We start from the raw sequence: 14,948 nt of genomic DNA on the forward strand, positions 1-14,948 counted from the left end.
CCTCTCATATATTTTTACACAGCAAAGGTGCCGTGCAGCCAGCGGTTTTACAGCTTGAGGTTCTCGCGGGTGGGGGTAAAGGTAGGCACCATTTTGGCCAATTGCTCCACCACGCTGTCGTCGTTGTGCTCGGCGGCGACGGCCAGCTCCTGGAGCTGCTGGTAGAACTCGCCCAGGTCGATGTTCCGGGGCGGAGCTACGAAGATCTTATTGTGGACGGTGCGGCGCATCTTGTCCTGCTCCTCGTCCATCATCAGTTCTTCGTAGAGTTTTTCGCCGGGGCGCAGACCCACGATCTTAATATCCATGTTCACGCCCGGCTCATAGCCGTAGAAGCGGATGAGCTGTTTTGCAAGGTCCATGATCTTGACCGGCTCGCCCATGTCCAGCACATAGATGCTGCCGCTCTCGGCCAGCGCACCGGCCTGCAGCACCAGCTGTGCCGCCTCCGGGATGGTCATAAAGTAGCGCTCGATGTTGGCATCGGTGAGGGTGACGGGGCCGCCCTTTTTGATCTGCGCCTCAAACAGCGGGATGACACTGCCGTGGCTGCCCAGCACATTGCCGAAGCGGACGGCGACGCACTTCATGTCGGTGTTGCCTGCGAAGGTCTGGATAAGCATCTCACACAGGCGCTTGGTGCAGCCCATGACGCTGGTGGGGTTGACGGCCTTATCGGTGGAGAGCTGCACCAGCCGCTCCACGCCGTGTTCGCTGGCACTGGTGAGCAGGTTCTTAGTGCCAAAGACATTGTTCTTGACGGCCTCGGCGGGGCTGATCTCCATCAGCGGGACGTGCTTGTGGGCGGCGGCATGGAACACCACCGTCGGGTGGTACATCTCAAATACCTCGTCCAGACGGGCCTTGTCCCGGATGGAGCCGACCAGCACCGTGACCGGCACATCACGGCCATACTTCTGCTGCAGTTCCATCAGCAGTTCATAGGCGCAGTTCTCATAAATATCGAAGATAAGCAGTTTTGCAGGCTTGAAGCGCATGACCTGACGGCAGAGCTCACTGCCGATGCTGCCGCCGCCGCCCGTCACCAGAACGGTCTTGCCGGTGAGGTAGCCGGAAATTTTCTCCGTGTCCAGTGTGACTTCCTCACGGGAGAGGAAATCGGCGGTGTTCAGCTCACGGAACGCACCCTGCTGAGGTGTGCCTGCACCCACCAGCTGGGGGTCGCTGAGCATCTGCACAGCGCAGTGGGTGGAGACGCAGAGGTCGATGACGTGGTTCAGGCGGTTTCCCTTCAGGGTCGGGATCGCCACGATGATGGTATGGATGTTGTAGCGGGTACACAGGTCGGGAATTTCTTCCAGTGTGCCGCGCACCGGGACACCATGGATGGTCTGGCCCAGCTTGTTGGGGTCATCATCCACGGCCACGATGACATGGCCGTAGCTGGTGTTGGTCTTGCAGACATTGATGGCCCACGCACCAGCCTCGCCCGCACCCACGATCATGACAGGGCGGTTGGGGTCCTTGCTGGTGTTGCCGCGCAGACGCTCGCCCAGCGGGTGGTTCAGGAAGAGCCGCCAGGCCAGACGGCTCCCGCCGATGAACAGGAAAATGAGCACCGCCGCCATGGCGTTGGCCGAGTTGAAGAGCACACCGTGGATGAAGCAGCGGTTGACCAGATAGACGACGCCCGTCGGGACGGCGATCATCCCGGCCAGACGGATGAGGTCACGCTCCCCGGCGTACTTCCAAAGGATGGTGTAGAGCCGCCCGGCCAGAAAGCTGAGCAGGTAGACCGCCACGATCCAGGGCAGATTCGCGTAGAGCAGGGCGCGGTTGTGGGGCCACCAGGAGGCCTCGACAGCGCCGTCTGCGCGCAGCAGCAGGGCGAAATAAAAGCTGAAGGCTACGATGGCTCCGTCCAGCGCCACCAGCAGAGCCCGGCGGGCCAGTACCTGCAGCAGATTTGTTTTCTTTTCCTTCACAGCATATCCTCTTTTGCATCGGGGGCCGGCATCCGAAGATGTCAGCTGCCGTTTTTCATTTCAAGGGCCTATCACCCCATAATATCTTTAGTATTATACTCGATTCTCTTCCCCGTGTCCAGCTATTTCACTTTTTGGACATTTTTCTTATGCCGCCTCTCCCCTGCCGCCACGGCCCGCAGCTCTTCGCCGAGGCCCAGCGGCCACGCCGCCGTAAAGCAGACCGCTGCCATCCCCGCGCCGCCCAGCGCTACCGCCGCCAGCTGCAAGAGGACCCCGCCGGTGAGCCAGTCCGCTAAAAGATGCCGCAGGGCCAGCCCGGCCCCGGCGCTGACGGCTCCCGCAAAGCCCGGTGCGCCCAGCCACCGCCAGAGTTGCAGCCGCAGGCCGCAGCTGGACAGCAGCCGCCCCGTGTTGGCGGTGCAGGTGTAGAAGCTGGACAGCAAGATCACAAAAAGAAAGCCCTTCATCCCGAAGCGGGGCAGCAGGAGCAGCACGCCCACAATGCGGAGGCAGGAGTCCCACATGCTGTAGCGGAAAACAGCTTTCTGTTCTCCTACCCCCTTCATGGCACCGTCCACCATGCTCTCGAGATACATCAGCGGCATGGCCGGGCCGAGGATGACGAGGTAGCTGCCCGCCTCGGCGCTGCCGTAGAGGGCTTCGGCCAGCGGCCGACCCCACACCCAGAACGCCGCTCCTGCCAGCGCCGAGAAATAGCCGGTGAGCCGGAGCATCCTGTCGATGAGAGCCGCCAGCCGCCCGCTCTGGCCCCGGAGGTGGGCCTGAGTGATCTCGGGCATCAGCAGGACGGAAAGGCTCCCCAGCAGTCCGAAGGGAAAGGTCAGCAGAGGCAGGGCCATCCCCTTGAGGTTGCCGTACTGGGCCACGGCTTCGGCACGCCCGCCGGAAAACTGCAGATAGACTGCCAGGCAGGCCGGCACCAGCATATTCTCCGCGGTGTGGAGAGCGCTGGCGAGACAACGTCCTCCCTCCACCGGCCAGAGGATGTCCCAGAGGCGCTTTCCCGGCTCCTGCGGGCGGCAGGCAGGCCGCGCACCGAAGCAGCGGCGGGCCTCTTTACGGTAAAAAAGTGCCATCAGCCCAGTGCTGACGGCCTCGCTGACCGCCGTTGCGCCCAGCACTGCCGTGCAGCGCCCGCCCACGTCCCAGCCGAGGACGTCGGCCCGCTCCAGCGCAGCCCATACGATGCCGATGCGGACGGTCTGCTCGGCCAGCTGGCTCAGGACGTTTGGCTCCACCTGCCGCCGGGCGATGAAAAAGCCCCGCAGTACCGACGACACCGCCATCCACGGCAGGCCCAGCGACGAGACACGCAGCGCCCCCGCTGCCCGGACATCGCCCAGCCACCATTTTGCGGCGAGGCCCGCCAGCCCGAACTGCGCCGCCAGCGCCAGCACGCCCAGCCCGGCCCCCGCCAGCAGGAGACAGTGAAGCATCCCCCGGGCCTCCGCCGGGCTGCGGGCCAGCTCTTCAGCCATCAGGCGGGTGGCCGCCACCGAGACGCCCGCCGTCGCCAGCGTGACGAAGAGCGAATAGACCGCCAGCACCAGCTGGTACAGCCCCATCCCCTCGCCGCCCAGAGCGTTCGCCAGCCAGATGCGCAGCCCCATGCCCGCCAGGCGGAGCAGGACGTCCGCCCCGGTCATCAGGGCTGCGTTTTTCAGATAGCTCTGCCGCACAGCGCACCCCTCCCTTTCCCCAGTGTATCTTTTTATAAATATGTAAACTGCTCTGGGAAATATGAGCGGGGCCGTGGGTTGTTTCTTTCCCAGTTTTATGATATGATATATATCGTATCTGGCGGGAATGTTCCGCCAGACCGGATCTAAGAATGCAAGGAGGAAGCGCACCCCGGTACCACGGCCGTGCGCAACGAGACAATGAGCGAAGAATGTACCCATGACTGCTCCAACTGCGGGGCAGCGTGTTCTTCCCGCAATGCTGCGCCCCAGCATGACGCACCCAACCCCAATAGCAGCGTCAAGAAGGTCATCGGCGTCGTATCCGGCAAGGGCGGCGTCGGCAAGAGCATGACCAGCGCCCTGCTGGCCTGTGCAATGGCACGCCGCGGCTACCACTGCGGCATCCTCGACGCCGACATCACCGGCCCGTCCATCCCCAAGCTGTTCGGCATCCATGGCCGCGCCATGGCTGACGACAAGGGCTGCTGGCCCATCCAGAGCCGAATGGGCATCGACGTCATGAGCATCAACCTGCTGGTAGAGAACGAGGAAGACCCCGTCGTCTGGCGCGGCCCCGTCATCGCCGGTGCGGTCAAGCAGTTCTGGACCGATGTGGTCTGGAAAGACGTCGATTTCCTGTTCGTGGATATGCCTCCGGGAACCGGTGACGTCCCCCTGACCGTCTTCCAGAGTCTGCCCGTGGACGGCATCGTCGTCGTGGCAAGCCCGCAGGAGCTGGTGAGCATGATCGTGGCCAAGGCCGTGAACATGGCCGAGATGATGAAGGTGCCGATGCTGGGCATCGTCGAGAACATGAGCTATATCGTCTGCCCCGACTGCGGCAAGCACATCAATGTGTTCGGCGACAGCCATGTGGACGAGGTGGCCGCAAAGCATCACCTGCCCGTTCTGGCCAAATGCCCCATCGACCCGCAGCTGGCTGCGCTGTCCGACGCCGGCATGATCGAGACCTACGGCGGACAGTTCCTCGAGGGTGCCGCTGACGCCTGCGAGAAGCTGCTGAAGTAAGACTTTTCCTCCCTGCACCGCCTGTTCCGAGCCGGTGCAGGGATTTTTTGTTTCTTTACAAAAGCAGGTTTTATCGCAGTTTTTTTGATGTGTCCCGTCTTTTTCGTGAAGTGCATTCATCTTTTCCATTGTTTTTTGAAAGATTTTCCGGTTTTTGCGGGGCGGGCCATCTTGTAAATCGGCAGATAAAGCTTTATAATAGCAAAGTGGTCAGAGGCTTATCAGCCCCGCCGTGGGAAACGGGAAAGACGGAGCCTCCACACAATAGAGTTAAGGGAAAAGGAGTATATCATTATGCTGACGAATGAATATCTGAAGCGTGTCTACGAGGGCCTGGAAAAGCGCAATGCCAACGAGCCCGAATTCCTGCAGGCTGTCCGCGAGGTGCTGGAGAGCATCCAGCCCGTCGTGGAGAAGCATCCCGAGTACGAGAAGGCCGCCCTCATCGAGCGTCTGGTCGAGCCTGAGCGCATCATCACCTTCCGTGTACCCTGGGTCGATGACCAGGGCAAGGTCCAGGTGAACCGCGGCTACCGCGTCCAGTTCAACAGCGCCATCGGCCCCTACAAGGGCGGCCTGCGCTTCCATCCTTCTGTCAATCAGGGCATCCTGAAGTTCCTCGGCTTCGAGCAGACTTTCAAGAACAGCCTGACCACCCTGCCCATGGGCGGCGGCAAAGGCGGCTCTGACTTCGACCCCCACGGCAAGAGCGACATGGAAGTCATGCGCTTCTGCCAGAGCTTCATGACCGAGCTGTACCGCCACATCGGCCAGTTCGTGGACTGCCCCGCCGGTGATATTGGCGTCGGCGGCCGCGAGGTCGGCTATCTGTTCGGCCAGTACAAGCGTCTGACCAACAGCTTCCAGGGCGGTATGCTCACCGGCAAGGGCCTGACCTTCGGCGGTTCTCTGGCCCGTACCGAGGCTACCGGCTACGGCCTGTGCTACTTCACCGCTGAGGCTCTGAAGTGCATGCGCAACGACAGCTTCGAGGGCAAGACCGTGGTCATCTCCGGCTCCGGCAATGTCGCTATCTACGCCTGTGAGAAGGCTACCCAGCTGGGTGCCAAGGTCGTCACCATGTCCGACTCCAACGGCTATGTCTACGACCCCAACGGCATCGACCTGGCTTACGTCAAGGATCTGAAGGAAGTCCGCCGTGGCCGTATCAAGGAATATGCTGAGACCCACAAGGATGCAACCTACGTTGCTGACTGCACCAAGGTCTGGACTGTCCCCTGCGACATCGCCCTGCCCTGCGCTACCCAGAACGAGATCAACAAGGAGTCCGCAGAGGCTCTGGTGAAGGGCGGCTGCACCGTGGTCTGCGAGGGCGCTAACATGCCCAGCACTCCCGAGGCCATCGAGGTCTACCTGTCCAACGGCATCCTGTACGGACCCGCAAAGGCTTCCAACGCCGGCGGCGTGGCTACCTCCGGTCTGGAGATGAGCCAGAACTCCGAGCGTCTGAGCTGGAGCTTCGAAGAGGTCGATGCAAAGCTGAAGGGCATCATGGAGGGCATCTTCCACGCTTCCTACGATGCATCCGTGGCCGCTGGCTCCGAGGGCAACCTGATGGTCGGTGCAAACTGCGCCGGCTTCCTGAAGGTCGCTACTGCCATGATGGCTCAGGGCATCACCTACTAAGCTTTTCCTGATCTACAAGGGCCGCATCCGCGAGGGTGCGGCTTTTTTTGGTTTGCCCCGCCTGCCTGCATAACCGTCTGCCGCCCCGCTCATACTCCTTTCATCAAACGAAAAGAGGTTTTTGCATGGACGAAATGATGTTCTGTTATCAATGCGAGCAGGCGGCAAACTGCACGGCCTGCACCGGAAAAGCGGGTGTCTGCGGCAAATCAGCCGAGACAGCCGACGCGCAGGACAAGCTCACCGGGGCACTCATCGGCTTTGCCACCCTGCTGCTGGACATCGGCAGACCCATCCGCCCCCCGCAGGCACTCCTGCTGACGGAAGGATTGTTCACCACCATCACCAATGTTGATTTCGACCCCCAAACGGTGGCGCAGCTGACCGATAAGGTCTGGAAGGCCAAGCAGGAAGCCTTTGCCTCGGCCAGCCCTGCACCTGCACCAGTGTCCGACTACGATATGCAGAAGCTGTGGCAGGAGCCGGACCCCGACCGGAAGAGCCTGTGCTCCTTTGTCCTCTTTGGGCTGCGCGGCATGGCAGCTTACTCCTACCACGCGCGGGTGCTGGGCTATACCGATGGCGAAATCGACCTGTTTTTCTGCACGGCGCTGCGGGCCATCGCACAGGAGCGGGACAAGGACAAGCTCTTCCAGCTGGTGGAGGACACCGGGCGGATGGCCTACCGGGTCATGGCTGAGCTGGACAAGGCCAACACCGGCGCGTTTGGCGACCCGGAGCCGGTGGAGGTGTCCCTGACCATCGAGAAAGGGCCTTTCATCGTCATCTCCGGCCACGACCTCTACGACGCCAAGTGCCTGTTGGAGCAGACCGAGGGCAAGGGCATCAATGTCTACACCCACTCCGAGATGCTGCCTGCCCACGGCTACCCGGAGCTGAAAAAGCGCTTTCCTCATCTGAAAGGCAACTTTGGCACCGCATGGCAGAACCAGCAGCGGGAGTTTGAGGACATCCCTGCACCGGTGCTCTTCACCACCAACTGCATCATGCCCCTCCGGCCCAGCTATGCCGACCGGGTATTCACCACCTCTGTCGTCTCCTATCCCGGCGTCGCCCACATCGGGGAGGACCGAGATTTTTCGCCGGTCATCGCCAAGGCGCTTGAGCTGGGCGGCTACCCGGAGGACACCCTCATCCCGGGCATGAACGGCGGCAGTGTGGTCGCCACCGGCTTTGCCCACCACGCCGTACTGAGCCATGCGGAGGAGATCGTCCAAGCCGTCCACGAGGGTGCCATCCGGCACTTTTTCCTCATCGGCGGCTGCGACGGCACCCGCCCCTCCCGCCGGTACTACACGGATTTTGCCAAGCTGACCCCGCCCGACACCGTCATCCTGACGCTGGCCTGCGGCAAGTTCCGGCTCAACGACCTGCCGCTGGGTACGGTGGCGGGTCTGCCCCGCATCCTCGACGTGGGCCAGTGCAACGACGCCTACAGTGCCATCCGGATCGCGCTGGGTCTGGCCGAAGCTTTTGACTGCTCGGTCAACGAGCTGCCCCTTTCCATCATCCTCTGCTGGTTCGAGCAGAAGGCGGTCTGTGTGCTGATGGCCCTGCTGGCGCTGGGCATCCGGGGCATCCGTCTCGGCCCCACCCTGCCCGCCTTCCTCTCCCCCGGGGTGGCCGCTGTTTTGCAGGAGAAGTATGACCTCCGGCCCATCACCACGCCGGAGGACGATCTTGCCGCCTGTCTGGGCCGACACTGAGCCGGAAAAGGCATACTATTTCCTACTCTGCGTGTCTGTTTTTCACAAGAAGAACCGTCGCCGTGTACCCACATTTGGTGCAGCTGTCACTTGAATCTCTTTCAGCACCTTTGTATAATATTCTTGTTATCCGGAACAAGGGCGTTCCAGATGAGTCTTTGCCGACCCATCTGGGACGCCTTTTCTTTTTACCGGCATTAAGAGGGACTCTGCGGAATGTGCCGCAGCATTGCCAGGATATTCTCCGGAAAATCGAAAAAAGGATGGGAAAGTCTATGGAAAATTTCACGGAGCAAAAAGGGCCTCTGGGCCTCTATGACCCCCAGTTCGAGCACGACGCCTGCGGCATCGGTGCCGTCGTGGACATCAAGGGCCGCAAGAGCCACCAGACCGTCAGCGACGCGCTGTCCATCGTGGAGCGCCTTGAGCACCGCGCCGGCAAGGACGCCGAGGGCAAGACCGGCGACGGCGTGGGCATCATGCTGCAGATCAGCCACCGCTTCTTTGCCAAGGTAGCCGACGAGCTGAACATCAGCCTTGGCAACGAGCGCGAATACGGCGTAGGTATGTTCTTCTTCCCCCAGAACGAACACCTGCGCGCCCAGGCCATGAAGCTTTTTGAGCTTGTCACCCGCAAAGAGGGCCTCGAGTTTCTGGCATGGCGCGAAGTGCCTGTAGACCCCGACGCCGTGGGACAGAAAGCCCGCGACTGTATGCCCGCCATCTGGCAGTGCTTCATCAAAAAGCCCGCCAAGGTGAGCAAGGGCATCGACTTTGACCGCAAGCTCTACATCGTCCGCCGGGTCTTCGAGCAGGCCAGCAACGGCACCTATGTCCCCAGTCTGTCCAGCCGCACCATCGTGTACAAGGGCATGTTCCTCGTCCACGACCTGCGCCAGTTCTACCTCGATCTGCAGGACGAGGACTATGAATCCGCCATCGGCATGGTCCACAGCCGCTTCTCCACCAACACCAACCCCAGCTGGATGCGCGCCCACCCCAACCGCTTCATCCTCCACAACGGTGAGATCAACACCATCAAGGGCAACACCGACGCCATGCTGGCCCGTGAAGAGACCATCTCCTCCCCCATCATGAAGGAGGACATGAACAAGATCCTGCCCATCATCAACACCTCCGGCTCCGACTCCGCCATGCTGGACAACGCCCTCGAGTTCATGGTGATGAACGGCATGGATCTGCCGCTGGCTGTCATGATCACCATCCCGGAACCCTGGGAGAACAACAAGAACATCAGCCAGAAAAAGCGGGATTTCTACCAGTATTACGCCACCATGCTGGAACCCTGGGACGGCCCTGCCGCCATCCTCTTCTCCGACGGCGATGTGGTGGGCGCTGTGCTGGACCGCAACGGTCTGCGCCCCAGCCGCTACTACATCACCAAAGACGGCAGGATGATCCTCTCTTCCGAGGTGGGCGTGCTGCCCTGTGAGCCGGAGAATATTCTGGTCAAAGACCGTCTCCGCCCCGGCAAGATGCTGCTGGTGGACACCGTCAAGGGCGAAGTCGTGGACGACGAGAAGCTGAAGGAATACTACGCCAGCCGTGAGCCGTACGGCGAGTGGATAGACCGCAACCTCGTCCAGCTGAAGGACCTCAAGATCCCCAACATCAAGACCCCCAGCTACACCGGCGACGACCTGCTGCGCCTGCAGAAGGTGTTCGGCTACAAGTATGAGGACATCAGCACCCTCATCCTGCCCATGGCACGTCAGGGCGCAGAGCCTTCCGGCGCAATGGGTACCGATACCCCGCTTGCCGTCCTCAGCGGCCAGCACCCGCCGCTCTTCAATTATTTCAAGCAGCGTTTTGCACAGGTCACGAATCCGCCCATCGACGCCATCCGCGAGAAGATCGTCACCTCCACCAGCGTCTATGTGGGCGCACACGGCAACCTGCTGGAAGACAAGCCCGAAAACTGCAAGGTGCTCAAGGTCAACAATCCCATCCTCACGTCCACTGACCTTCTCCGCATCAAGTACATGAACGTCCCGGGCTTCAAAGTCTCCACTGTCTCCATCAACTACTACAAGAACACCAGCCTCGAAAAGGCCATCGACCGCGTTTTCCTGGAGGTAGACCGCGCTTATAAAGAGGGTGCGAACATCATCATCCTGTCCGACCGGGACATTGACGAGTACCATGTGGCCATCCCCAGCCTGCTGGCGGTTTCTGCCGTGTCCCAGTACCTCATCCGCACCAAGAAGAGCACCGCACTGGCTCTCATCCTCGAGAGCGCAGAGCCTCATGAAGTGCATCACTTTGCCGCTCTGCTGGGCTACGGTGCCTGTGCCGTCAACCCCTATCTGGCCCATGAGACCATCGGCCAACTCATCGACGACGGTCTGCTGGACAAAGATTATTACGCCGCCGTAGACGACTACAACAAGGCTGTGCTGGGCGGCATCGTGAAGATTGCCTCCAAGATGGGCATTTCCACCATCCAGAGCTACCAGAGCAGCCAGATCTTCGAGGCCGTCGGCATCTCCAGGGACGTCATCGACAAGTATTTCACCGGCACGGTGAGCCGTGTGGGCGGCATCGGCCTCGAGGACATTCAGGCTGACGTGGAGGCCCTGCACAACGCAGCCTTCGACCCGCTGGGCCTTGACATCAACATGCAGCTGGAAGACGGCGGCGCCCACAAGTTCCGCAGCGGCAAGGAAGAGCACCTCTTCAACCCCCAGACCATCCACCTGTTCCAGAAAGCCTGCTTCACCGGTGACTACGACACCTTCAAGCAGTTCACCCACACCGTGGACAACATGGGCCAGAACGGCGTCCATCTGCGCAGTCTGCTGGACTTCAACTATGCCCCCGACGGCGGCATCCCGCTGGACGAGGTGGAGCCGGTGAGCTCCATCGTCAAGCGGTTCAAGGCCGCTGCCATGAGCTACGGCGCACTGAGCAGCGAGGCCCACGAGACCATCGCCATCGCGCTGAACCGCCTCGGCGGCCGGAGCAACACCGGCGAGGGCGGTGAGCCCGAAGAGCGCTACCACAGCGAGAGCAATTCCAAGATAAAGCAGGTGGCTTCCGCCCGCTTCGGCGTCACCAGCAAGTATCTGGTGAGCGCGGAAGAGATCCAAATCAAGCTGGCACAAGGCGCAAAGCCCGGCGAGGGCGGCAATCTGCCCGGCGCAAAAGTGTACCCGTGGATCGCCAAGACCCGCCACAGCACTACGGGTGTCGGCCTCATCTCTCCCCCGCCGCACCACGACATCTACTCCATCGAAGACCTTGCAGAGCTTATCTACGACCTCAAGAATGCCAACCGCCACGCCAACATCAACGTCAAGCTGGTCAGTGAGGCCGGCGTCGGCACGATCGCTGCCGGTGTCGCCAAGGGCGGCGCACAGGTCATCCTTGTTTCCGGCTACGACGGCGGCACGGGCGCAGCGCCCCGCAACTCCATCAAAGATGCCGGTCTGCCCTGGGAGCTTGGCATCGCCGAGACCCACCAGACCCTTATCCTCAACGGCCTGCGCACCCGTGTGCGCATCGAGAGCGATTCCAAGCTGCTCTCCGGCCGCGATGTGGCCATCAGCTGTATGCTGGGCGCTGAGGAGTTCGGCTTCGGCACCTCTCTGCTGATGACCATGGGCTGCGTCATGATGCGTGTCTGCAACCTCGACACCTGCCCCATGGGCATCTGCACCCAGAACCCCGAGCTGCGCAAGCACTTCCGCGGCAAGCCCGAGTATATCATCAACTACCTGACCTTCGTGGCGCAGGAGCTGCGCGAATACATGGCAAAGCTAGGCATCCGTACCATCGACGAGCTGGTGGGCCGCACCGACCTGCTCCATGTCAAGTCTGCCCCTGCCGACAGCCGGATGTCCAAGATGGACCTCGACTGCATCCTGCACAACCCCGCCATCGTCAACAGCAATGTCCACTTCCAGAAGGAAGACACCTACGACTTTCATCTGGAAGACACTCTGGACATGAAGGTGCTGATGAAGAAATTCAAGCTCAGCAGCAAGACCCCTCAGAGCGTGAAGCTGGATGTCTCCAACACCGACCGCGCCTTTGGTGCCATCTTCGGCAGCGAGATCACCCGCAAGTACGGCAGCGACCTGCCCGATGACGTCTACACCGTCCACTGCACCGGTGCAGGCGGCCAGAGCTTCGGCGCATTCATTCCCAAGGGCCTGACGCTGGAATTGACCGGCGACTGCAACGACTACATGGGCAAGGGCCTCTCTGGCGGCAAGCTCGTCGTCCGCCCGCCCGAGGGCATCACCTTCAAGCCCGAGGAGAACATCATCATCGGCAACGTGGCACTCTACGGTGCCACCAGCGGCAAAGCCTTTGTTTCCGGTGTGGCCGGTGAGCGCTTCTGCGTCCGCAACTCGGGCGCTGTGGCCGTCGTCGAGGGCGTGGGCGACCACGGCTGCGAGTACATGACCGGCGGCACCGTCGTCGTTCTGGGCCAGACCGGCAAGAACTTTGCAGCCGGCATGACCGGCGGCATCGCCTATGTGCTGGATGAGAACTGGGACTTCTACCAGCGGGTGAACAAGGAGACCGTCAGCCTCGAGCCGGTGGAGCACAAGTACGACGTCGCCACCCTGAAAGAGCTCATCCGGGAGCACGTCGAGCTGACCGGCTCGCCCCGCGGCAAGGAGATCCTGGACGATTTCAGCGAGTTCCTGCCCAAATTTAAGAAAGTCCTCCCCTACGATTACGACCATATGCTGCGGGTCATCGCCTCCATGGAAGAGCGCGGCCTCGACGGCGAGCAGGCGCAGATCGAAGCATTCTACGCCGTGCAGAAGAACAAGTAAGGAGGGGAACATCATGGCAAAACTCACTGGTTTTATGGATTACACGCGCAAGACCAGCACGGATGTTCCGCCGCTGGAGCGCATTGAAAACTTTAACGAATTTCACATCTGGCTCTCCCGGGAGGAGCAGCAGACCCAGGCAGCGCGCTGCATGGACTGCGGCGTCCCCTTCTGCCAGGCGGGCATGATGATCGGCGGCATGGCCTCCGGCTGCCCGCTGAACAACCTCATCCCCGAGTGGAACGATTTGGTCTATCAGGGCAAATGGGAGCTGGCGCTCCGCCGCCTGCGCACCACCAACCGTTTCCCGGAGTTCACGAGCCGGGTCTGCCCTGCCCTGTGTGAGGCCGCCTGCACCTGCGGCGACGTCACCGGCAGCAGCGTCACTGTCCGGGAGAACGAACACGCCATCGTGGAGACGGGCTACGCCAAGGGCTGGCTCCATGCCGCCCCGCCTCCGGCCCGCACCGGCAAGAGCGTGGCCGTCATCGGCAGCGGCCCTTCGGGCCTGTCGGTGGCCGAATACCTCAACATCCGGGGCCATGCCGTCACCGTCTTCGAGCGTGCTGACCGTGTGGGCGGTCTGCTGATGTACGGCATCCCCAACATGAAGCTGGACAAATCCGTCATCGAGCGCCGCATCAAAATTATGCAGGCTGAGGGCGTCGAGTTCCGCACCAACATGGATGTGGGCGGGGCTGTGGATACCGCTGAGATTTTGAACAGCTATGACGCCATCGTGCTCTGCTGCGGTGCCAAGAAAGCCCGCGATTTGAACGTCCCCGGCCGCGACGCGAAGGGAGTTTACCTCGCAGTGGACTACCTCACCAGCGTGACCAGGAGTCTGCTGGACAGCAAGTTTGCCGACGGCAGGGCCATCAACACGGCAGGCAAGAATGTCCTCGTCATCGGCGGCGGCGACACCGGCAACGACTGTCAGGGTACCGCCCTGCGGCAGGGCTGCACCGACCTCGTGGCACTGGAAATGATGCCACAGCCCCCGAAAGAACGGGCCGCGAATAACCCCTGGCCCGAGTGGCCCAAGGTGCTGAAGGTGGACTACGGCCAGACTGAGTGCCTTGCCAAGTTCGGCAAAGACCCCCGCGTCTACCAGACCACCGTCAAAGAGTTTCTGAAGGACGACGCCGGCAACCTGACCGGCGCGGTCATCTCCTATCTCAAGCCCCAGCGTGACCCCGACACCGGCCGTACCAGCATGGAATCCACCGGCGAAGAGTTCACCTACGACTGCCAACTGGCCTTTATCGCCGCCGGTTTCGTGGGCTGCGAGGACTATGTGGCCGAGGCGTTCGGCGTGGAGCGGAACGCTCGGGGCAATGTGGCCGACCATGGCTTCCGCACCAATGTAGACAAGGTCTTTGTCTGCGGCGATATGCGCCGGGGCCAGAGCCTCGTGGTCTGGGGCCTGCGGGAGGGCCGCGACTGCGCCGCCGAGGTGGACCGCTATCTGATGGGTTACACCAATCTGTGACCCCCCTATTTATGACATTCTCTTTCCTATCCTAAACAGAAACGGGAGCTTTCCTTCACCGGGAGGCTCCCGTTTCTGCATTTCGGGAGCTTTTATTTTCACAAAGTTTTCACAGTTAGCGTTTCCTACCCACTTGAAACAGATACCCCTAAGTGGTAAAATCAGAGTGTCGGGAGATTTACCCCCACAGGGTACATTTCCTCTTCACACCGATACACCCGGAAAGGAGTTATCTGCTATGACTGATGCTGAAAAAAAGCCCTGCTGCTGCGCCGCTAAGCCTGCCGAAAAGGACACTGCCCCCTCCTGCTGCCGCCACAAGGACCGTACCCCTGAGGAGTACCGCGCCCTTGCCAACCGGCTGAGCCGCATTGAGGGCCAGGTGCGCGGCATCCGCGCGATGCTGGACAAGGACGTCTACTGCGCCGATATTCTGGTGCAGGTGGCTGCGGTGAACGCTGCACTGAACGGCTTTTCCAAAGAGCTGCTGGGCCAGCACATCCGCACCTGCGTGGCCGACGATTTGAAAGCCGGCGAGACGCAGAAGCTGGACGAACTGCTGCAGCTGCTGCCCCGGCTCATGAAATGAC

At 61.4% G+C, this 14,948-nt stretch carries 8 protein-coding genes; 6 read left to right on the top strand and 2 right to left on the bottom strand.

The window, feature by feature from the left end; all coding sequences use genetic code 11:
- Positions 1-47: 47 nt before the first annotated feature.
- A complete protein-coding gene (locus J3349_RS12865) occupies positions 48-1,946 on the bottom strand; it encodes a nucleoside-diphosphate sugar epimerase/dehydratase (RefSeq protein WP_207677686.1) in 1,899 nt (632 codons plus the stop codon).
- Positions 1,947-2,068: 122 nt separating this feature from the next.
- Positions 2,069-3,649, bottom strand: coding sequence for an oligosaccharide flippase family protein (locus tag J3349_RS12870; RefSeq protein ID WP_207677687.1), 1,581 nt, complete (start codon positions 3,647-3,649; stop codon positions 2,069-2,071).
- Between the two features lie 201 nt (positions 3,650-3,850).
- Between J3349_RS12870 and J3349_RS12875 the strand changes: the two genes are divergently transcribed.
- The 6 genes from J3349_RS12875 to J3349_RS12900 all read left to right on the top strand — a co-directional run bounded on the left by J3349_RS12875 (position 3,851) and on the right by J3349_RS12900 (position 14,947).
- Positions 3,851-4,681: an Mrp/NBP35 family ATP-binding protein gene (locus J3349_RS12875; protein WP_174235897.1), complete on the top strand. Its 831-nt coding sequence runs from the start codon at positions 3,851-3,853 to the stop codon at positions 4,679-4,681.
- A 294-nt stretch (positions 4,682-4,975) separates the two neighbouring features.
- The gene (gene gdhA, locus J3349_RS12880) at positions 4,976-6,328 is read left to right on the top strand and encodes an NADP-specific glutamate dehydrogenase (RefSeq protein ID WP_207677688.1); all 1,353 of its coding nucleotides are present in this window, start codon (positions 4,976-4,978) and stop codon (positions 6,326-6,328) included.
- 125 nt (positions 6,329-6,453) lie between these two features.
- Positions 6,454-8,055 carry a hydroxylamine reductase gene (gene hcp, locus J3349_RS12885; RefSeq protein WP_207677689.1) on the top strand — a complete coding sequence of 534 codons (1,602 nt, stop codon included), beginning with the start codon at positions 6,454-6,456 and terminating at the stop codon, positions 8,053-8,055.
- A 275-nt stretch (positions 8,056-8,330) separates the two neighbouring features.
- Positions 8,331-12,866 carry a glutamate synthase large subunit gene (gene gltB, locus J3349_RS12890; RefSeq protein WP_207677690.1) on the top strand — a complete coding sequence of 1,512 codons (4,536 nt, stop codon included), beginning with the start codon at positions 8,331-8,333 and terminating at the stop codon, positions 12,864-12,866.
- A gap of 13 nt (positions 12,867-12,879) precedes the next feature.
- The gene (locus J3349_RS12895; RefSeq protein ID WP_207677691.1) at positions 12,880-14,358 is read left to right on the top strand and encodes a glutamate synthase subunit beta; all 1,479 of its coding nucleotides are present in this window, start codon (positions 12,880-12,882) and stop codon (positions 14,356-14,358) included.
- 238 nt (positions 14,359-14,596) lie between these two features.
- Positions 14,597-14,947 carry a metal-sensing transcriptional repressor gene (locus J3349_RS12900; RefSeq protein ID WP_207677692.1) on the top strand — a complete coding sequence of 117 codons (351 nt, stop codon included), beginning with the start codon at positions 14,597-14,599 and terminating at the stop codon, positions 14,945-14,947.
- Position 14,948 lies beyond the last annotated feature (1 nt).

Origin of the sequence: Faecalibacterium sp. Marseille-P9590 (assembly GCF_017377665.1) — a bacterium.
Classification (GTDB): Bacteria; Bacillota; Clostridia; order Oscillospirales; family Ruminococcaceae; genus Faecalibacterium.